An 18,859-nucleotide genomic window follows, 5' to 3' on the forward strand; every position below is an offset into this window, starting at 1 on the left:
AAGGTAACGGTTAACATTTATTGAACAATTCTGTCAGGTGGTCGCGCGGTCGTTGACGGCGTGACGATAGCCGAGGGCGACGGGGAAAGCGTTACGGTGGCGGGACACCGGGGTTTCGGTAGAGCATGTCACACGTCGAGGCGTTCGAGCAGGCGCTGGCGGACCGACCGGTCACCGTCGACCGTATCACCGCCACCGAGTTCCCGGGTCGCATCGAGGCACAGCTCGACCCACCGGCGGTCGGCGTCCCCCTCCCGTTCGAGGGCGTGTCGCTGTCCGGCCTCCCGGTGGAACTGAACCCGACGCCGTCGGAACTGACGGCGGCGACGACCGGCGTCACGCCGGTCGGGCCGGCCGTCGCGGAGTACGGGTCGGTCGTCGTGCAGTCCGGTGTCGAGGGTGCCGAAGGGGTGAGCCTCTACCCGGACAAGCACGTCGCGGTGCTGGCGGCCAGCGACGTGGTCGGCTCCCTGACCGACGCGGTCGCCGCCCTCTCGGGACCGATCGCGGACGGCGACCTGTCGAGCGCGGTTATCGCCACCGGGCCGAGCGGCACCGCCGACATGGGGTCGCTCGTCTACGGCGCGCACGGCCCGGAGACGGTTCACGTCGTCGTGCTGGAGGACCGATGAGCGGGGACGCGCGGCGGGAGCGGGCGGCACACATCCGGGAACTGCTCCGCACGGAGGGGGACAACGTCAGCGAGAACGTCGGCACGTTCAACGAGGGGCGGTACCGGCGCTACGCCGAGATGGACGACGTGGACGAACTGCGGGCGGAGGCCCGGGCGATCAAGGAGGACGCAATCGAGCGCCTCCCCGACCTGATCGAGCAACTCCGCGAGACCGTCGAGGGGAACGGCGGCACCGTCTACCTCGCGGACGACGCGGCCGACGCGAACGAGTACGTGCAGTCGGTCGCGACCGACATCGACGCCGGCACCGCCGTCAAGAGCAAGTCGATGACCAGCGAGGAGATCGAGGTCAACGACGCCCTCGCCGAGGTCGGCGTCGACACCTACGAGACGGATCTCGCCGAGTTCGTCCTCCAGCTGGACGACGAGGAACCGAGCCACATCGTCGCGCCGGCGGTCCACCGGTCCCGCGAGGACATCGCCGAACTGTTCGAGCGCCGCTTCGACCTCGACGAACCGCTGGAGACCGCCGAGGAACTGACGACCTTCGCCAGCGACTATCTGGAGGAGCGGGTCGCCGAGGCCGACATCGGGATGACCGGGGCGAACTTCGTCACCGCCGACACGGGGACGCTCGCCCTGGTGACGAACGAGGGCAACGCCCGGAAATGCGCCGTCGCGCCCGAGACCCACGTCGCTGTCGCCGGCGTCGAGAAGATCCTGCCGAGCCTCGCCGACCTGCCGCCGTTCCTCGAACTCATCGGCCCGGCCGGCGCGGGACAGGACGTGACCGCCTACCTCTCGCTGCTGACGCCGCCGGTCGACACGCCCGCGATCGACTTCGACGCCCCCGACACGCCGGGCTTTGGCGACCCGGACGAGCGCGACTTTCACCTCGTACTCATCGACAACGGCCGGATGGAGATGCGCGCGGACGACGACCTCCGGGAGACGCTGTACTGCGTCCGCTGCGGTGCCTGCGCGAACAGCTGCGCCAACTTCCAGCAGGTCGGCGGCCACGCCTTCGGTGGGGAGACGTACAGCGGCGGCATTGCGACCGGGTGGGAGGCCGGCGTCCACGGCGAGGAGAGCGCGGCCGAGTTCAACGACCTCTGTACCGGCTGCTCGCGCTGCGTCGACGCCTGCCCGGTGAACATCGACATCCCGTGGATCAACACCGTGGTCCGGGACCGGCTGAACCGGAACGACGACCCCGACGCGTTCGACCACCTCGTTGAGGGACTGACCCCGGACGCCGAACCCGGCGGGATGGACCTCGGGAAGCGCCTGTTCGGCAACTTCGAGACGCTCGCGGCGGTGGGGAGCATGACCGCGCCGCTGTCGAACGCCGTCGGCGACTCGCGGCCGGTCCGGGCCGCGCTGGAGCGCGTCGTGGGGGTCGACCGCCGCCGCGACCTCCCCCGGTTCCGCCGGGAGACGTTCCGCGACTGGTTCGAGGCGCGCGACGCCGACGGCCCCGACGACCCGGCGCGTTCGGTCGCGCTCTACCCGGACGTGTACACGAACTACGTCCGCCCGGAGCGCGGGAAAGCGGCGGTACGGCTCCTCGAAGCACTCGGCGTCGACGTGGTCGTCCCCGACGCCGGCGGGAGCGGCCGCGCGCCGCTCTCCCAGGGAATGATCGCAACCGCGCGTGACCGTGCCGAAGCCGTCCGAGACGTACTCACTCCGGACATCGCCGCCGGCCGGGACGTGGTCGCCGTCGAGCCGAGCGACCTCGCGATGTTCCGCGGCGAGTACGAGCGCCTGCTTCCGGAGAGCGACGCCGAGCGGCTGGCCGACAACAGCTACGAGGTGCTGGAGTACGCGTACGGGCTGCTGGAGAACGATGCGGACGCCGCGGCGCTCGCTGGACCGGAAGCCGCCGAGACGCCCCGGGCGGCGGCCGAGCACGGCGTGGCATACCACTCCCATTGCCAGCAACGCACGCTGGGGCTCGAAGCGCACACGGTCGCCGTGCTGGAGGCGGCCGGCTACGACGTGGTCACCTCCGACGTGGAGTGTTGCGGCATGGCCGGCAGCTTCGGCTACAAGACCGAGTACTACGACCTGAGCGAGGCGGTCGGCGACGAACTCCGCGAGCAGTTCACCGACGCCGACGCCGCGGACCGCCTGCTGCTCGCCAGCGGCACTTCCTGTCTCGACCAGATGGACTCGCTGTTCGAGCGTCGGGGGTACCACCCGGTCCGCCTCCTCGACCCGGCGGGCGATCCGGGCTCCGGAGCGTGACGTTGGTCTAAATTCGTTATAGATACCCAAAGCTATATGCGGGGTGGCAACACAGTACCGATAGAATGTCCGATAACAAGCAGCAGGGGGAGAGTACATCCACCCGTCGCCGCGACGTGCTCCGAGCCACGGCGGGCGTCGGCGCAACGAGTCTGGTCGGCGTAACTGGCTGTCTCACCGGTGGTGGCGGCAACGGTGATACGATTACGATCGGCTGGATGTACCCGCACACGGGGTCGTACAGCGGTCTCGCGGCGTACCAGGAGGAGGGTGCGAAGCTGGCGATCGAACAGCTCAACGAGAACGGCGGCATCGACGGCAACGACGTCGAGGCGCTCCACGAGGACAGTCAGGCCGACCCCTCGACGGCGCGGCAGGTCGCACGGCGGTTCGTCGAGGACGAGGGCGTCGACGTCGTGATGGGAACCATCTCCAGTTCGGCGGGGTCGGCGGTTCAGTCGTACACCGAACAACGGGACGTCCCGTTCTTCCCGGACATCGCGGCCGACGAGATCACGACGGAATCGTGTACGCGGAACACGTTCCGCTACGAGACCCGCGCCTCCCAGACCGCGACCGCCGCGGCCGGGTGGGCCGTCGAGAACTTCGGCACGAACATGTGGGTCCACAACGCCGACTACCTGTGGGGCAACAGCGTTGCCAGCGCCTGGAAGTCGGAGGCACAGGCAGCGAACAGCGACGTGAACGTCGTCGGCGAGACCACGAGTCAGCTGGGCGCGACCGACTTCTCGTCGTACATCAGCCAGATGGCCGACTCCGACGCCGAGTGGGTCGTCACCGGCGTCAACGGCGGCGACGCCGTGCAGTTCCTGAAGCAGGCCCAGAGCGCCGGCCTCAAGGACGAGATGACGATCGTCAGCCCGGTCAACTCCTTCCAGTTCATCCGGAAGGCCGCACCCGAGGCCGCGGTCGGCACGTACTCCGCCGTGCGCTACTTCGAGGAGTACGACTCCTCCGAGAACGAGGAGTTCGTCAGCCTCTACGAGGACCGGTGGGACCAGCCCCCGGACAACTTCGCGCACGTCTCCTGGACGCACATGCAGATGTACGCCCAGGCGGTCGAGGAGGCAGGGTCGACGAACCTCGACGACCTCGTCGACGCGCTGACGAGCATCGAGTACACTTCCCCGATGGGGACGACGCAGTTCCGCGAGTGCGACCACCAGGCGGTCCGGCCGTACAACGTCGGCGAGATCGTCGAACCCAGCGAGTACGACTGGCCCGCCATCGACGTCACGCAGACCGTCTCCGCGGAGGACACGATGATCCCCTGCGAGGAGACGGGCTGTGAGTTCTAGCCCCCGATGACTAGCGCATCCCTGTTCATCACACAACTGCTGAACGGGCTCACGCTGGGGATCCTGTATCTCCTGATCGCGGCCGGGCTGTCCGTCATCTTCGGCATGACGGACATCATCAACTTCGCCCACGGCGCGATGTACATGCTCGGGGCGTACGTCGGGCTGTCGGTCATCGACGTGACCGGGAGCTTCTGGCTCGCCTTGCTGCTGGCTCCGATCGCCGTCGCGGTGCTGGGCGGCGTGGTCGAGCGGCTGACGCTCCACCGGATCTACGACCGCGACCCGCTGTACCACATCATCCTCACGTTCGGCGTGATGCTGATGATCACCGAGGGCGTCGAGTTCATCTGGGGCTCCCAGCCACAGCAGTTCTCGACCCCCGAGATCCTGTCCGGCACCGCCGCGCTCGAACTCGGCTCGATCGCGATCAGCTACCCGGTGTACAAGCTGTTCCTGATCGCCGCCGGGGTAGCCGTCGCCGGGCTGGTGTGGGCGCTGTTTCGCTTCACCGAGTTCGGTCTCATCGTCCGGGCCGGGGCGCAGAACCCCGACACCGTGCGGCTGCTCGGGATCGACGTGTCGAACTACTTCACGCTCGTGTTCGCGCTGGGTGCCGGCCTCGCTGGTGCGGCCGGGGTGCTCGCTGCGCCGTTCCTCAGCGTCTCCCCGACGATGGGGGACTCGATCCTGATCATCGCCTTCATCACCGTCGTCGTCGGCGGTCTGGGGAGCTTCCGCGGTTCAGCGATCGCCGCGATCCTGATCGGGCTGGTGGAGTCGATGGGGAACGTGTTCGTCCCCCAGCTCACCGGCTTCTCGGTGTACCTGCTGATGCTGCTCGTGTTGCTCGTGCGCCCGCAGGGGCTGCTCGGGGAGTACAAGGTGCGCGACGCCTCGACGAAGGTGTCGTTCGACGAGGTGATCCGGCCCGTCCGGCTCACTTCCAAGCCCGTGCTGGCGACGCTGGGCGTGCTGGCGCTGGTTCCGCTCGGGATCAACATCATCTACTCCCAGTACTACGTCGGGCTGCTGTCGCTCATCTTCATCTGGGCGCTGCTGGCGCTGAGCCTCGACATCGTCATGGGCTACATGGGACTGCTGTCCTTCGGCCACGCGGCGTTCTGGGGCGGCGGCGCGTACATCACCGTGTACGCGATGGTGAACTACATCGACCAGTACCTCTTTGCCGTTTCCATCGCGGCGCTCGCCTGTGGCGTCGTCGCATGGGGGATCGGCGCGCTGTCGATCCGGCTTACGGGCGTCTACTTCGCCATGATCACGCTCGCTTTTGCCGAACTGTTCCACCAGGTCGCCGTCACCTGGTCGGACGTGACCGGCGGCGTCAACGGGCTGATCATGCCGATCCCGTCGATGTTCGGTGTCAACCTGGGTAACACGACGACGTTCTACTACCTCACGCTGGTCGTCATGGTCCTGACGTACGCGGCCTCGGTGCGGGTGCTTGACTCGCCCTTCGGCCGCGTGGTCAAGGCGATCCGCGAGAGCGAGCGCCGGACCGCGTCGCTGGGCTACGACACGAACAAGTTCAAGCGCCGCGCCTTCGCGTTCTCGGGCGTCGTCGGCGGCCTCGCCGGCGGCCTTGTGGCCGGTTACCGCTGGTTCGTCAGCCCCGAGTCGCTCCACTGGACTATCTCGGGCGACGCCGTCATCGCGATGATGCTCGGCGGGATGGGCACCCTGTTCGGCCCGATGATCGGGGCCGGGGTGTTCGTCGGTATCAGCGAGGGCGTGTCCGCGTACTTCGACCAGTGGCGGTTCTTCCTCGGGCTGTTCCTGGTGCTGATCGTCATGTTCGCCCCGCGGGGCATCGTGAGCCTCCCGCGGGTGGTCGCCGACTCGCCGCTCGGCGGCTGGCTGCCGTCGCTCGGCGACGGCGACGACCCCGACGTGACCGGCTACGAGGGCGCTGCGGCCAAGGAGGGTGAGAAGGAATGACGATACTCGAAACGAACGACCTGACGAAGAAGTACGGGAGCCTCGTCGCCGTCGACGACGTGAACCTCTCGGTCTCCCGTGGCGAAGTGCGCTCGATCATCGGCCCCAACGGGGCGGGCAAGTCGACGCTGTTCGACCTCATCACCGGCATTCAGGACCCGACGGAGGGGACGGTGACGTTCGACGGCGAGGACGTGACCGGCCTGGCGTCCCACGAGATCGCGGGCCGCGGGATGTCGCGCTCGTTCCAGATCACCGACGTGTTCGGGGGCCTCACCGCTCTGGAGAACGTCCAGGTGGCCGCGCAGGTGAGCGACTCCCGCCGGAGTTCGATGTGGCGCGACGCCGACGGGCTCACCGAGGTCCACGACACGGCGATGGGCGTGCTGGAGGACGTCGGCCTCGCCGACCGCCCGCACCAGCGCGCGTCCGACTTCGCCTACGGCGACCGCCGCAAACTGGAGATCGGGCTGGCCGTCGCCAACGACCCCGAACTGCTCCTGCTGGACGAACCGACCGCGGGGATGGGGTCCGACGACACGCAGGCGACCGTGGAGATGGTCCAGCGACTCGCCGAGGAACGGGAGTTCACCGTCATGCTCATCGAACACGACCTCGAGATCGTGATGAACGTCTCCGACAGCATCACCGTCCTGCAGGACGGCCGGGTGATCGCCGAGGGGCCGCCCGCGAGGATCCAGGCCGACGAGGGCGTTCAGGAGGCGTACCTGGGAGGTGTCTCGGCGTGAGCGACCCGCTGCTCTCGCTCGACGACGTCCACTCCGCGTACGGCGAGAGCCACATCCTCCGGGGCGTCTCGATGGACGTCGGGGAGGGGGAGGTCGTCTCGCTGGTCGGGCGCAACGGCGCGGGCAAGACGACGACGCTCCGGAGCATCGTCGGCGTCCTCGAACCGTTCGAGGGCACCGTCACGTTCGACGGCGAGGACGTAACGACCCTCCCGGAACACGAGCGCGTCGCACGGGGGATCCAGTACGTCCCCGAGGACCGGCAGGCGTTTCCGGACCTGACCGTCGAGGAGAACCTGCGGATGGGCGCGCTCAAGGCCGACGGCGACGGGATCTACACCATCGACGAGGTGTACGACGTGTTCCCCCGCCTCCGCGAACGCCGGGAGCAGTCCGGCTCGCACCTCTCCGGCGGGGAGCAACAGATGCTCGTCATCGCGCGCGCGCTCGTGGGCCGGACGAAGCTCCTCCTGCTCGACGAGCCGACGGAGGGCCTCGCCCCGCAGATCGTCGAGGACGTGTTGGAGGTGATCGACCGCATCAAAAACGAGGGGGTCACGATCCTGCTCGTCGAGCAGAACGTCCGCGCAGCGATGGCGACGGCCGACCGCCACTACGTCATCGACAAGGGCGGCATCGTCTTCGAGGGCGACACCGACGCGCTCGAAGCCGACGAGGAGGTCCGGGAGCGCCACCTCGGCGTCGGTGCGGCCGGCGACTGACCCCGCCGCCTTTCGAACCACAACAGCGACACTCCGATCACGATGACAACCGACGACACGAACTTCGACTTTCTGTACGACACGCCGCTGCCCGAGGACCGCATCGCCACGCACGAACAGCCCCTGTCAGACCACAGCACCGACTGGGGGACGCCCGAAGGCGAGGGCGCGATGCCCGACGCTGTCGTGTGGCCCGTCTCCACCGAGGAGGTGGCGGCGGTGCTCGCGGGGGCGAACGAGCGCGGCGTCCCGGTGACGCCGTACGCCGCCGGCACGAGCCTCGAAGGCCACGCGGTACCCGTCGAGGGCGGCATCAGCATGGACATGACGAAGATGGACCAGGTGGTCGAGGTCAGACCCGAGGACTTCCAGATCGACGTCCAGCCCGGGGCGCTCGGCTCGGCCGTCGACGACGCCGCGGGCGACCACGGGCTCTTCTTCCCGCCGTTGCCCTCGTCGGGCAAGATCTCGACGATCGGCGGCATGATCGCCAATGACGCGAGCGGGATGCAGACGGTGAAGTACGGCGAGATCCACGACTGGGTGCTCCGGCTGGAGGCGGTTCTCGCCGACGGGACGGTGATAGAGACCGGCAGCAGGGCGACGAAGACCTCCGCCGGCTACAACCTGATGGACCTGCTCGTCGGCAGCGAGGGGACGCTGGCGGTCGTCACGGGGGCGACGCTGGAACTGGCGGGGATCCCCGACCAGATCCGCGGCGGCCGGATCATCTTCGAGGACCGGACGGACGCCTCCGCGGCCATCTCCGACGTGGTCCAGTGGGGCGTCGACGTGGCGAAGATCGAACTGATCGACGAACTGAGCGCGTCGATGGCGAACCGCTACCTCGACGCCGACCTGCCCGACGCCCCGATGGCCTTCGTCGAGTTCCACCGGAACCACGACGTGGAGACCGAGATAGAGTTCTGCGAATCGATCGTTGCGGAGTACGACCCCGTCGACGTCGACATCGGACGGTCGGGCCGCGAGATGGACGAGATGTGGGAAGTCCGCGAGGAGATGGCGACGGCGCTGAAGCAGTACGACCCCGACCTGGAGATGCTCACGTCCGGCGACGTGACCGTTCCGATAAGCAAGTACGCCGACCTCGTCGAGCACATCTCGACGCTGGAGGCCGAACACGACCTCGAGATCCCCTCCTTCGGGCACGCCGGGGACGGGAACATCCACTACACCGTCATGGTCCGGAAGGACGACGAGGAGCATCGGGCGCTCGGGAAGCGCGTCGACGAGGAGATCGTGCGCCACGCGATCGATCTCGACGGCACGTCGACGGGCGAACACGGCGTCGGCATGGGGAAACAGCAGTACCTCCCCGACGAGTACACCGAGGGCACCGTCGACGCGATGCGGGCGGTCAAGGCGGCGCTGGACCCCAACGGGATCCTCAACCCCGGCAAGGTGTTCCCGTCGGAGTAGCCGGCGGTCGCGCGCTCCCCACTGTCTTCAGGTGAACAGATCCGCGAACAGCGACGCCTGCGCCCGCCGGAGTCGTTCGAGGAAGGCCGACTTGCTGATCCCGATGGCCGCCGCCACGTCCCCGGCGTCGGCCTCCCGCGGGACCGCGAAGTAGCCCATCCGGACGGCGACCTGGACGCTCTCCAGCTGTGCCGGCGTCAGGTCCCACCGCTGTGCGACCGGCTCGTCGTCCTCCGTCCGGAGCGGGTAGACGCGTTCGAGGTGGACGCCGACCGTCTCGCCGGCGCGCTCCATCACACCCTTGAGCACGTCGTGACCGACGACGGCCCCCGTCAGCAGCGCCTCGCCCGAGCGGTACTGGATCGACTCCACGAGCAGGCCGACGCTGATGAGTTCGTGGACGACGCAGGGGTCCTTCGAGAGACAGCGGAAGTTGTCCCGGTCGTCTGAGCGCGAGCGGTGGAGATAGCGGATCCGGTCGTCCGCGTCCAGCCGGTCGGAGAGCCGGTCGTCCGCGGTCCCGCTGAACTGGAGGAGGACGTTTCCGTCCCCGCGGAGCTGTGGCGGCTGGGCGGTGACGACGGTGCCCGTCTCCCGCGTCGCCTCGGCGAGCGGGCAGTCGTCACCCTCGATCCGGAACTCCACCATCAGGCACTCCTCGATCATTCGTGCCGGTAGAGGAGGCCCGAATATTTATAACCTCCACATGTCGTGGGGTTCGTTTTTCCGATAGCGGCCCGCACTGCATCCCTCTCATCCCGCTGCAGTCCGTCGATTCGCCGCCGGTGAGAAAGCTATTTGTACAACGATAATGATACACAAACGTGCCATACAGCTACGAACCCCATCACTTCGAGGACTTCGAGGAGGGCGAGGAGTTTCAGAGCGTCGGACGGACCGTCACCGAGGCGGACTTCGTCACTCACTCGATGTTCACCGGGGACTGGACGGAACTGCACACGAACAAGGAGTACGCGGAGGACGGGAACTTCGGCGAGCGCGTCGCCCACGGCCCGATGACGTTCTCGCTGGCCACTGGACTCGTCTATCGCTGTGGCTTCCTCGAGCGGACCGTGCTCGCGTTCCTCGGGATGAACTACATGGACATCCCCAACCCCGTGTTCGTCGACGACACCATCTCGCTCGACATGGAGGTGACGGACGTCCGCGAGATCTCCAGCCGCGACGACTCCGGGCTGGTGATCATCGACTCGACGATGACGAACCAGGACGGCGACGTCGTCTTCGAGGGCGACATGAAGTTCCTCATCCAGAAGGAGTAACGCCCCGCCTCGGCTACCCGCCGAGCGGCTCGTCGCCCACGAACAGGTGGCCGCCGGCGTCGCGGCCGTCGGCGTAGTCGTCGTGATACTCCATCAACTGGAACAGCGCGCCCGTCGGGTTCTTCGGCGAGACGAACGCCTCCGCCCAGCCGTCGAACTCGGCGCGGTCGACGACCGTGACGCCCTCGCTCTCCAGCGCCGCCACCGCGGCGTCCATGTCCGCCACTTCGAGGGTGACGTGGTGAAGTCCCGGTCCCGACTCCGCGAGGAACGCCGTCAGGAACGACTCGGTGTCGGGGTCGGGCGCGATGAGTTCCAGTCGGGAGGCTTCGCCCAGTACGTACGTCGCCCACGTGAACCCGCGGTCGCTGTGCTCCTCGTACGCTTTCTCGCAGCCGAGGGCGAACAGCAGCGGCTCGGCGTCGGCGATGGATTCGACCGCGATCCCGACGTGGTCCACCCGCGTTGCGGGCATCTCCGGCATGGCTACCGGTTCGCCGGGCGACACAAAGAGCGTTGTCCCGCTCGCCCCGCAGTACGGGCGGTGTCATTCGTCGAACGCCAGCCCGATGCGCTCCAGGTCCGAGTCCCGGATCCGGTCCGGCTCGGCCTGCAGGTCGGCGAACGGCTCGAACCTCGCCTCGCCGTCATCGAACTCCGCGGTCAGTTCCCCCTCGACGTCCGCTCGCCGCACCGCATACGTGAGCAGGTAGAGCGCGGCATCGGGGAACTCGGCGTGGTGGACGGTGAGGAATTCGATGTCGCCGGGGTCGCCGCGAAGCCCCGTCTCCTCTTCGAGTTCGCGCAGCCCCGCCACCTTCGGGCCCTCGTCGGGTCTTGCGAAGCCGCCCGGCAGGCTCAAGACGCCCTCGTGCTGCGGTATCGGCTCGTCCAGTACGAGAACGCGCTCGTCGTCGTGGACGACGACGTGGACGCCGGCGACGGGGTTGCGCGACAGGACGAGGTCGCAGTTCGGGCACCAGGGGTGTTCGCGCCCCTCCCACTCCCGGCTGCCAAGCGCCGTCCCGCACCGGTGGCAGTGGTCCGGCTCGACGGCGACGGAGTCGATGTCGTCGGGGTCGATCGGTTCGGTGTCCGCCATGCCGGTAGTTACCACACCGTAGGGTAGAAAGCGTTGCTACGTCACGAAAAACGTGGCAGAACAGCGGCGGCAGGGCCGCCTACTCGAACTTCTCGAACGGCTGCTCGCAGTCGTTGCAGTAGTGCATCGACCGGCAGAGCGACGGTCCCTTCGGGTGGTCGCGCTCGGTGTTCTCCGAGCCGCAGTACGGGCACTCCGCGGGGACGTGTTCGCCCTCGGTCTGCACCGACGGGTCGTTGCCCCAGCTCATACGCTCAGCCCGAACTCCCGCAGGTCGTCGCGTCCCTGTTCGGTCACCATCTCCAGCGTCCACTCGGGGCTCCACACGAGCTGGAGGTCGGCGTCGTCGACGCCGTCGACCGCCGCGACGGTATCGGTGACGTTCTCGGTCAGCATGTCCCGCGCGGGACAGCCCGTGTACGTCAGCGTCATCAGCACCGTCACGTCGACGCCGTCGCCGTCGTCGCTCTCCGCCACGTCGACGCCGTAGATGAGGCCGAGGTCGACGATGCTGATCGGCATCTCGGGGTCCTCGACGTCGTAGAGGGCGTCCCACACGTCCGCCGCGACGCCCTCCGCGCCCTCGCCGGTCGCCGGGAGGTCCTCGACGCTCCCGCCCTCGCGGTACTCCGTGTACTGGCAGGGGGTCGGGCCGTCGCCGTCCGTCGGGAGGTCGCTGCTCATCTCAGGTGGGGTCCTCCATGAGCTTCGTGGCCTCCTGCCGGCCGAGTTCGTGGTAGGTGCCCGTGAACTCGTCGTGCAGGTCGGGCCAGTCGGCGGTGTGGTTCCCGTCGCGGCCGACCTGCTCGGGCAGGTCGTCGCGGGTGATCGTCCCCGTCTCCGAGACGGGCACATCCAGCCCGTACCCCTCCAGTTTCGGGACGACGATCGACAGCCAGTCCTCGCCGAGCGCGTCGAGCGACTCGGTCCGGTACCCTTCCTCGACGATCCGCGCCTCCACGTCGGGGTCGGTCGGCTCGAACAGCGTCAGCGCGTGGGGCACGAGCCGGTCGACGGCGTTCTGGAGGTTCACCCGCCCTTCATCGTCGTCGGCGAGTCGTTCGAGCCAGTTCTCGGCGTGTTCCATGTGGAACTCCTCCTCGCTCGATATCTTCCCGACGCGGTCGCGGATGGGGGCGTACGAGGACTCCTCGAGCGCCGCCAGCCGGAGGTCCTCCGCGACGTCGTACAGATACGTCCGGACGATGGCGTCGGCCCAGTCGCCCTCCTCGAACGGCAGCTCCGTCAGCGTGCTGTGGCGGAACTCGCCGGGGTCGCGCTCGTACAGCAGGTCCGGCTCGTCGTAGCCGAACCCCCCGAGCAGGTCGTACCAGAGCCGCGCGTGGCCCAGTTCGTCCTGCGCGATGTTCGACAGCGCGAGGTCGGACTCCAGCGTCGGCGCGCGCACCTGCCACTCCGTGTAGCGCTCGGCGGCGACGAACTCGTCGTCGGCGAGGCGGAAGAGGAGGTGCTCGACGGCCTCCCGCTGGTCGGCGTCGAGGTCCTCGGCCGCACCGACCGTCTCGGGAGCCATCAGCTCTCACCCCGCTGGCGTTCGGCCTCGGCCTGCTCGTTCGTCGACTCCTCGACCTCCTCGGCGGGCGGTTGCACGTCGTAGGCGGTCGCCCAGCGGTAGGACTTGTCGGTCGTCCCGCCGAAGTTCGCGTCCTCCGTGTCGACCTCGCTGACCTCGGGCTGGGGAACGACCCAGAGGCTGTTGGTCGGCTTCCGGCGGCCGTGCTGGATCTCCGCGAACAGCTTCGCCATCTCGCGGTCCGGCGCGTGGACGTTCCCGCAGTGGGTGTGGTACTTCCCCGCCTTCTCCTGTCGGAACACTTCCCAGATCATGGTTTCAGTCGGCCGCCGCGGCGGTGTTGCCGGCGGTCGGGCCGTCGTCGCCCTCGATGGCGTCGCGAACCCACTCGACGGCCGCCCGAGCGTTGCCCCGGCCCTCGATCTGGCCGATGCCGGGCTCGTAGTCGTTCTTCGCGATGGTGAAGAACTCGTCCCAGTCCAGGTCGTCCTCCTCGACCTCGAACGTGCCGTCGTCGTTCTCGCGGATGCGCGGCTCGTCGGGGATCTCCAGGCCGTACTTCCGGGCCTTCGGGAGGTACTGGTTGAGGAACGCGTTCCGGAGTTCGTCGTTGGTCATCGTCTTCAGCCCCACGTCCGCGGCGAAGTCGTGGTGCGTGGACTTGTCGTCGGTCGGGCCGAAGAACTGGATGATCCGGGGCCACCACTCGTCGAAGGAGTCCTGAAGCATCTCCTGTTCCTTCTTCGAGCCGGTGGCGAGTTCCTTCATGATGGACTCGCCGTGCTTGACGTGGAACCCCTCCTCGAAGCAGATCTTGTCCATGGCGTGGGCGTACGGCTCCCAGCTGGACCGCTTGAGCGTCGCCTGCCGGCGCATCGCCGCGCCGTCGACGAAGAAGGCGATCATCGGCACGTCGGCCCACGACTGCAGCGGGTAGTGGAAGCAGTTGAGGAACTTCCCGTCGCCGTTCGCGAGGTCCTCCAGCATCTCCTCGCGGGTCTTGACGCCCAGCGACTCGGCGGCCCGGTACAGCATCTGGCCGTGGCCGATCTCGTCCTGCACCTTCGCGCTGAACGCGAGCTTGCGGTCGATGCTCGGCGCTTTGCGGATGAACGGGCGCTCCAGGTACGCGCCCATGATCTCGCTGTTGGCGTGGAACTCCAGCATCCGGGTTGCGGCCTCGCGGTACTCGCGGGGCAGGTCGTCGTTGGGACTGAACTCCCGCGGTCCCGCGCGTTCTTTGACTTCCTCGATGTTCATGGTCTATACAGACATTCGGGCTTCCCGTCCATAGTGATTGACCGCCACATGAACGTGCTTTAAATACTGGCCCGATAACGTTCGCCGCGCCGGTCGAGTCGTCGCCGAACCGTAGCTATTTCACTCCGAGCGACGATGTCGCCGGTATGTCGGAGGACATGGAGAGCGTGCGGGAGCGCATCGAACGCGACCCGTACTGCGAGACGCTGGGGATCGAACTCGTCGAACTGGACGCGGGCAGCGCGCGGACGGAACTCACCGTCGGGCCGGAGCACCGCAACTTCCACGGGACGCTCCACGGCGGGGCGATCTACTCGCTCGCCGACGCCGCCTTCGCCGCCGCCTCGAACAGCCGCGGCGAGACGGCGTTCGCGCTGGAGACGAACGTCTCGTATCTCGACATGGCCGGTGAGGACGCCACGCTCGTCGCCGACGCCACCGAGACGTACGACGGCCGCCGGACGGCGGAGTACACCGTCGACGTGACCGCGGACGGCGACCGGATCGCGACGTTCCGCGGCCGGGTGTACAAGCCCGACGGCGGTGAGTGACGGCGGGGCGTCAGGGGAATCGGGCGGCGGACTGCTTCGGTGCCGGGGACTACCGGTGGTCGTACACGCGCTTGACCTTCCCGACCTCGGTGCGCTCGATGGAGCCGTACTCCACGAGGTCGAGTTCGTCGGGCGTGAACACGAGCACGTTCTCCAGCCGTTCTAAGATCTCGTCGTGTAGCTGCTCGGCGTCGCCGGTAAAGCCCTCGGCCAGCTCCACCGTGATCTCGATGCGGTCGAGGTTGTCCTCCCGGTAGAGGTCGATACGGTACTGCGGTTCGACGCCGTCGAACTCCAGCACCACGTCCTCGACTTCGCTTGGGTAGACGTTCGCGCCGCGGACGATGATCAGGTCGTCCGCACGCCCCGTCACGTTGTCCATCCGGACCATGGTCCGGCCGCAGTCACACTCCTCGTAGTTCAGCGTCGTCAGGTCGCCGGTCCGGTAGCGCAGGACGGGCAGGGCCTCCTTCGAGAGCGTCGTCAGGACGAGTTCGCCCTCCTCGCCCTCCGGGAGCGGTTCGCCGGTCGACGGGTCGACGACCTCGGGGTAGAAGTGGTCCTCGAAGATGTGCAGCCCCTCCTGGACCTCGTGGCACTCGTTCGAGACGCCGGGACCGATGATCTCCGAGAGGCCGTAGATGTCGATGCCGTTCACGTCGAGGCGCTCCTCGATCGCCTCCCGCATCGGGTCGGTGCACGGCTCCGCGCCGAACATCACCGTCGACAGCGGGAGGTCGCTCAGGTCGATGCCCATCTCCTCGGCCGTCTCGTACAGGTAGAGGGCGTACGACGGCGTGCAGGCGATCACGTCGCTCTCTAAGTCCTGCAGGAGTTCGATCTGGCGCTGGGTCTGCCCCCCGCCGATCGGGATCACCGTCGCGCCCAGCTCCTCGATCCCCTGATGGAGCCCCTGACCGCCCGTGAACAGGCCGTAGCCGTAGGCGTTCTGGACGGTGTCGCCGGGTTCGACGCCGCCGGCCGCCAGACAGCGCGCGACGACCTCGCTCCACACGTCCAGGTCGTCGTCGGTGTAGGCGACGATCTTCGGCTTCCCGGTCGTGCCGGAGGAGGCGTGGATCCGCCGCACTTCGTCGTGATCGACCGCGAACAGACCGTCCGGATACTCGTCACGAAAGTCCTCCTTCGTCGTGAACGGCAGCTCCGAGATGTCCTCGACGCCGTTGATGTCGTCGGGCGTGACGCCCTGCTCCTCCAGCAGCTCACGGTAGAACGGTACCTCCTCGTACGCGCGCTCGACGGTCTCCTGTAACCGCTGGTCCTGTAGCTCCCGAAGCTCCTCTCTGGGGGCCGTCTCGACCTCGTTGTAGATCATCCTCGTACGATCTCTCTGTGGGTCTAATAAAAAATCATTCGGGTCGACGGCGGGGGTGTCGCGCCCGTCCACCGCCGAACGGGCGGCGATACGGGAGCGGGGGCGAAGACAGTCAGTCCATCGAGGCGGCGTCCTCGGATTCGGCGTCGGCGGTCACGGTTCCGGTATCGAGCCGACTCCACAGCACCAGCAGGCTCGGCAGCACCAGCAGACTCACCAGGAACGACGTGACGAGCGCGACCACGACGATGCCGCCGAAGCTCTCCAGTTGCGGGTTCGGGACGAGCGCGATCGTCGCGAACGCGCCGGCTGAAGTAAGCGTGCTCCCGAGGAGCGCGCCGCCGGTCCCCGTGACCGCGGCGTGGAGCGCCTCGGTCGACGACGCGCCGGCGGCCAGTTCGTCCGCGAACCGGTCGCCGATGTGGATGTTGTAGTCGACGCCCAGCCCGATGACCAGGCTCATCAGCAGCGCGGTCAGCAGCGTCAGGGGGATCGCGAGCAGGTACATGCCGCCGATGACCAGCCCGACGACGAGGGCGATCGGCACGGCGACGACCGCGCCGAGCGTCGCGCTCCCGTGCATGTACCTGAACGCCCCGGTCAGGGTGACCGCGATGGCAAGCAGGGCGACCGCCATCGTCAGGACGATGCCGCCGATGATCTCGTCCAGGACGGCAGCGTTGATGGAGATCGAACCGCCGGCGGTCGCCGTCCGGTCGTCGCCCGCCATCGCGGCTGCGCCGTCCTCTATCTCGGCTGCGGCCGAGGTGGCGTCGGCGTACGACGCGTCCAGCGACAGCGTCACGAGCAGCGAGCGGTACTCCCCGCCCCGCCGTTCGACGACGCGTTCGGCGGCGGCGCTGTCGGCGGCGTAGAACGCGTCGTACACGCGTTCGAGGTTGCGGTCGGGGATGCCGTCGCCGTCGGTGTCCGAGCGGTCCAGGACGGCGGCGAACGTCTCGTTCTCCGCTGCGACGCGGGTCATGACGGTGGTCGGCGAGCGTTCGCCCCGGACGCCGCTTTCGGTGACGAGCAGCCCCGACTCGTCGATCCGGCCGACGCCGGCGTCGATGGCTTCGAGGGTGTCGGGCGCGGTTACGTCACCCTCGACAAGTATCCGTGACTGCATCGCGTCGTCGGCGTTCGCCGGCTGGTAGGCCCGGTCGACGTACTGTTGCTGTTCGGCCACGTCGCTCGGCTCCCAGCCCAGCGGTCCCGGGAGGTTCTGTTTCCACTCCGCGACCTCGCCGTCGGCCTGCTGGAAGCTCTCCTGATCCAGGTCGGCCCAGGCGAGCCCGCCGGCGGCACCGACGAGCACGGAGAGGACCAGCACGGCCGGGGCGGCGCGCTTCGCGAGCGTCACGCAGCTCGCGAGCACCGGGCGGAGGTAGGTACCGTGCCCGAGCGCCCGCTTGCGCCGGTCGAAGCCGACGCGTTCGAGCAGGCCGTCGATGCTGATCTTCAGGGCCGGCACGACGGTGAGGAAGATAAACAGCGCGGAGACGACCCCGAGCGTGATGGCGATCCCGATATCGCGGATCACCGGCAGCGGGTTCACGAGGTTCGCCAGGAACCCGATGGAGGCGGTCACCGTCACGAGGAAGAGCGCCGTCGCGACGAGCCGGACGCCCCGGCTCATCGGCGCGCGGATGCCTTCGTCGGCACCGCGTTGCTCGCGGTAGCGGTTGAACACGTGGAAGCCGAAGTCGATGCTCAGCCCGGAGACGAGCACCACCGGGACGATCATTATCGTCCCGGCTTCGACGCCGAGCCAGCCGAGCAGGCCGAACGTCCACAGCACCGACAGCAGAACGCCGGCCATCCCGACGACCACGTCGACCAGGTCGCGGTAGCCGAACGCGAGCACGGTCAGGATGACCAGCAGCGCGACCGGGACCACGAGCTCGACCATCTCGCTGAAGTAGTGGTCGTTGGCGTCGTTGTACGCCTGGGCGTTCAGCACGAAGAACCCGGCGTCGGAGCGCTCCTGGGTGGTTCCGTACAGCGCCGCATCGGCCTCGCTCAGCCGGTCCTCGCCGACACCAGTGTCGAGGGCGACCAGTATCCGCCGGCCGTTCGAACTGGTACCCTCGCCGTGGTCGGCGGGGAGGAACCGTCCGGCGGCCGGGTTCTCTGCGAGCACCTGCCCGACGAGGTCCTTGACCTCCGCTGCGCTCGCGTTTTCGAGTGCGCGCATCTGCTCGTCGAGCGTGGCGTTCGCGTCGCCCGCCGCACGGACGGCGACGAGGTTCTCGATCCCGCGCACGCCGTCGTCGTGGAGGGCGGCCTGCACGGAGCCGTTCCCGACTATCGCCCGTTGGTACTGCAGCCCGTCGAGCAGCGACGACTTCGAGAGGGCGTTACTGTCCTCCGTCCGAACGTACACGGACCGGACGGTTCTGTTCGTCCGTTCGCGGCTGTCGTTTCCGTAGTTCTCCTGGATGTACTGGCCGGTTTCGACTGCTTCCAGGTCCTGGAAGTCCTCGGCCGAACCGCCGGCCTGACTCGTCGTGTCGAGCTGCGGGATCCCGGCGGCGACCAGCCCCGTCAGGAGTATCAACACGAGCAGCGTCGCCCGGTTGTGCTCCGTGACGGCATCGATCGCCGATCCCAGTTTCTCTCGTAGCATCGTAATTGCCGAAACGATCCGGTACTCCCTTAGTCGGACTGCTAGCTATTCGGATGCGCGCTCCCTCGATGGCTAGGTATACAGACCGACG

Annotated in this window: 19 protein-coding genes; 9 read left to right on the top strand and 10 right to left on the bottom strand. The window is 68.0% G+C overall.

Translation table 11 applies throughout. The annotated features are described in order from the left end of the window. Positions 1-125: 125 nt before the first annotated feature. The 7 genes from D8896_RS15200 (at position 126) to D8896_RS15230 (ending at position 9,073) form a co-directional block, all read left to right on the top strand. Positions 126-632, top strand: a complete 507-nt coding sequence (locus tag D8896_RS15200; protein ID WP_121822970.1) for an LUD domain-containing protein — start codon at positions 126-128, stop codon at positions 630-632. After that, positions 629-2,884 carry an LUD domain-containing protein gene (locus D8896_RS15205; RefSeq protein ID WP_121822971.1) on the top strand — a complete coding sequence of 752 codons (2,256 nt, stop codon included), beginning with the start codon at positions 629-631 and terminating at the stop codon, positions 2,882-2,884. The genes D8896_RS15200 and D8896_RS15205 overlap by 4 nt, the downstream gene beginning before the upstream one ends. Positions 2,885-2,949: 65 nt before the next feature. Next, positions 2,950-4,203, top strand: a complete 1,254-nt coding sequence (locus D8896_RS15210) for an ABC transporter substrate-binding protein (RefSeq protein ID WP_121822972.1) — start codon at positions 2,950-2,952, stop codon at positions 4,201-4,203. A gap of 6 nt (positions 4,204-4,209) precedes the next feature. After that, positions 4,210-6,162 (top strand): ABC transporter permease, encoded by a 1,953-nt coding sequence (locus D8896_RS15215; RefSeq protein WP_121822973.1) that lies wholly within the window; start codon positions 4,210-4,212, stop codon positions 6,160-6,162. Continuing rightward, positions 6,159-6,911 carry an ABC transporter ATP-binding protein gene (locus D8896_RS15220; protein WP_121822974.1) on the top strand — a complete coding sequence of 251 codons (753 nt, stop codon included), beginning with the start codon at positions 6,159-6,161 and terminating at the stop codon, positions 6,909-6,911. Before D8896_RS15215 ends, D8896_RS15220 begins: the two co-directional genes overlap by 4 nt. Beyond that, on the top strand, positions 6,908-7,633 hold the full coding sequence (locus D8896_RS15225) for an ABC transporter ATP-binding protein (RefSeq protein WP_240452048.1): 726 nt from the start codon (positions 6,908-6,910) through the stop codon (positions 7,631-7,633). The genes D8896_RS15220 and D8896_RS15225 overlap by 4 nt, the downstream gene beginning before the upstream one ends. A 42-nt stretch (positions 7,634-7,675) precedes the next feature. Continuing rightward, positions 7,676-9,073: an FAD-binding oxidoreductase gene (locus D8896_RS15230; RefSeq protein ID WP_121822975.1), complete on the top strand. Its 1,398-nt coding sequence runs from the start codon at positions 7,676-7,678 to the stop codon at positions 9,071-9,073. Positions 9,074-9,100: 27 nt separating this feature from the next. On the opposite strand, the gene D8896_RS15235 is transcribed toward D8896_RS15230, so the two are convergent. Then, entirely contained in the window at positions 9,101-9,739 is a 639-nt protein-coding gene (locus D8896_RS15235) for a helix-turn-helix domain-containing protein (RefSeq protein WP_121822976.1), read from the bottom strand. Positions 9,740-9,897: 158 nt separating this feature from the next. Between D8896_RS15235 and D8896_RS15240 the strand changes: the two genes are divergently transcribed. After that, on the top strand, positions 9,898-10,356 hold the full coding sequence (locus D8896_RS15240) for a MaoC/PaaZ C-terminal domain-containing protein (RefSeq protein WP_121822977.1): 459 nt from the start codon (positions 9,898-9,900) through the stop codon (positions 10,354-10,356). A gap of 13 nt (positions 10,357-10,369) precedes the next feature. On the opposite strand, the gene D8896_RS15245 is transcribed toward D8896_RS15240, so the two are convergent. The 7 genes from D8896_RS15245 to paaA form a co-directional block, all read right to left on the bottom strand. Then, the gene (locus D8896_RS15245; RefSeq protein ID WP_121822978.1) at positions 10,370-10,840 is read right to left on the bottom strand and encodes a VOC family protein; all 471 of its coding nucleotides are present in this window, start codon (positions 10,838-10,840) and stop codon (positions 10,370-10,372) included. 63 nt (positions 10,841-10,903) lie between these two features. Then, positions 10,904-11,458: an NUDIX hydrolase gene (locus tag D8896_RS15250; RefSeq protein ID WP_121822979.1), complete on the bottom strand. Its 555-nt coding sequence runs from the start codon at positions 11,456-11,458 to the stop codon at positions 10,904-10,906. A 79-nt stretch (positions 11,459-11,537) separates the two neighbouring features. Next, positions 11,538-11,708, bottom strand: coding sequence for a 1,2-phenylacetyl-CoA epoxidase subunit PaaE (gene paaE, locus D8896_RS19530; protein WP_162991593.1), 171 nt, complete (start codon positions 11,706-11,708; stop codon positions 11,538-11,540). Next, positions 11,705-12,142: a 1,2-phenylacetyl-CoA epoxidase subunit PaaD gene (gene paaD, locus D8896_RS15255; protein ID WP_121822980.1), complete on the bottom strand. Its 438-nt coding sequence runs from the start codon at positions 12,140-12,142 to the stop codon at positions 11,705-11,707. Before paaD ends, paaE begins: the two co-directional genes overlap by 4 nt. 1 nt (position 12,143) lies before the next feature. After that, a complete protein-coding gene (gene paaC, locus D8896_RS15260) occupies positions 12,144-12,992 on the bottom strand; it encodes a 1,2-phenylacetyl-CoA epoxidase subunit PaaC (RefSeq protein WP_121822981.1) in 849 nt (282 codons plus the stop codon). Next, positions 12,992-13,306 carry a 1,2-phenylacetyl-CoA epoxidase subunit PaaB gene (gene paaB / locus D8896_RS15265; protein ID WP_121822982.1) on the bottom strand — a complete coding sequence of 105 codons (315 nt, stop codon included), beginning with the start codon at positions 13,304-13,306 and terminating at the stop codon, positions 12,992-12,994. Before paaB ends, paaC begins: the two co-directional genes overlap by 1 nt. A 4-nt stretch (positions 13,307-13,310) precedes the next feature. Further along, positions 13,311-14,252, bottom strand: a complete 942-nt coding sequence (paaA, locus tag D8896_RS15270; RefSeq protein WP_121822983.1) for a 1,2-phenylacetyl-CoA epoxidase subunit PaaA — start codon at positions 14,250-14,252, stop codon at positions 13,311-13,313. Between the two features lie 146 nt (positions 14,253-14,398). Here paaA and D8896_RS15275 point away from each other — a divergent pair, with 146 nt between their 5' ends. Continuing rightward, complete coding sequence (locus D8896_RS15275) at positions 14,399-14,803, top strand: PaaI family thioesterase (protein WP_121822984.1); 405 nt, start codon at positions 14,399-14,401, stop codon at positions 14,801-14,803. A 49-nt stretch (positions 14,804-14,852) separates the two neighbouring features. Here the strand turns inward: D8896_RS15275 and paaK are convergent, their stop codons facing one another. Together paaK and D8896_RS15285 are read right to left on the bottom strand one after the other, a co-directional pair. Further along, on the bottom strand, positions 14,853-16,139 hold the full coding sequence (paaK, locus tag D8896_RS15280) for a phenylacetate--CoA ligase PaaK (RefSeq protein ID WP_121822985.1): 1,287 nt from the start codon (positions 16,137-16,139) through the stop codon (positions 14,853-14,855). A gap of 112 nt (positions 16,140-16,251) precedes the next feature. Beyond that, a complete protein-coding gene (locus D8896_RS15285) occupies positions 16,252-18,768 on the bottom strand; it encodes an efflux RND transporter permease subunit (RefSeq protein WP_121822986.1) in 2,517 nt (838 codons plus the stop codon). Positions 18,769-18,859: the final 91 nt, after the last annotated feature.

The organism is Halostella salina (assembly GCF_003675855.1).
In the GTDB taxonomy this organism is placed as follows: domain Archaea; phylum Halobacteriota; class Halobacteria; order Halobacteriales; family Natronoarchaeaceae; genus Halostella; species Halostella salina.

Excerpts from the sequence above, each read along its gene's own strand:
- D8896_RS15200 (WP_121822970.1), top strand. The coding sequence starts at position 126 with ATGTCACACGTCGAGGCGTTCGAGCAGGCGCTGGCGGACCGACCGGTC.
- D8896_RS15205 (WP_121822971.1), top strand. The coding sequence starts at position 629 with ATGAGCGGGGACGCGCGGCGGGAGCGGGCGGCACACATCCGGGAACTG.
- D8896_RS15210 (WP_121822972.1), top strand. The coding sequence starts at position 2,950 with ATGTCCGATAACAAGCAGCAGGGGGAGAGTACATCCACCCGTCGCCGC.
- D8896_RS15215 (WP_121822973.1), top strand. The coding sequence starts at position 4,210 with ATGACTAGCGCATCCCTGTTCATCACACAACTGCTGAACGGGCTCACG.
- D8896_RS15220 (WP_121822974.1), top strand. The coding sequence starts at position 6,159 with ATGACGATACTCGAAACGAACGACCTGACGAAGAAGTACGGGAGCCTC.
- D8896_RS15230 (WP_121822975.1), top strand. The coding sequence starts at position 7,676 with ATGACAACCGACGACACGAACTTCGACTTTCTGTACGACACGCCGCTG.
- D8896_RS15235 (WP_121822976.1), bottom strand. The coding sequence starts at position 9,739 with ATGATCGAGGAGTGCCTGATGGTGGAGTTCCGGATCGAGGGTGACGAC.
- D8896_RS15245 (WP_121822978.1), bottom strand. The coding sequence starts at position 10,840 with ATGCCGGAGATGCCCGCAACGCGGGTGGACCACGTCGGGATCGCGGTC.
- D8896_RS15250 (WP_121822979.1), bottom strand. The coding sequence starts at position 11,458 with ATGGCGGACACCGAACCGATCGACCCCGACGACATCGACTCCGTCGCC.
- paaE (WP_162991593.1), bottom strand. The coding sequence starts at position 11,708 with ATGAGCTGGGGCAACGACCCGTCGGTGCAGACCGAGGGCGAACACGTC.
- paaD (WP_121822980.1), bottom strand. The coding sequence starts at position 12,142 with ATGAGCAGCGACCTCCCGACGGACGGCGACGGCCCGACCCCCTGCCAG.
- paaC (WP_121822981.1), bottom strand. The coding sequence starts at position 12,992 with ATGGCTCCCGAGACGGTCGGTGCGGCCGAGGACCTCGACGCCGACCAG.
- paaB (WP_121822982.1), bottom strand. The coding sequence starts at position 13,306 with ATGATCTGGGAAGTGTTCCGACAGGAGAAGGCGGGGAAGTACCACACC.
- paaA (WP_121822983.1), bottom strand. The coding sequence starts at position 14,252 with ATGAACATCGAGGAAGTCAAAGAACGCGCGGGACCGCGGGAGTTCAGT.
- D8896_RS15275 (WP_121822984.1), top strand. The coding sequence starts at position 14,399 with ATGTCGGAGGACATGGAGAGCGTGCGGGAGCGCATCGAACGCGACCCG.
- paaK (WP_121822985.1), bottom strand. The coding sequence starts at position 16,139 with ATGATCTACAACGAGGTCGAGACGGCCCCCAGAGAGGAGCTTCGGGAG.
- D8896_RS15285 (WP_121822986.1), bottom strand. The coding sequence starts at position 18,768 with ATGCTACGAGAGAAACTGGGATCGGCGATCGATGCCGTCACGGAGCAC.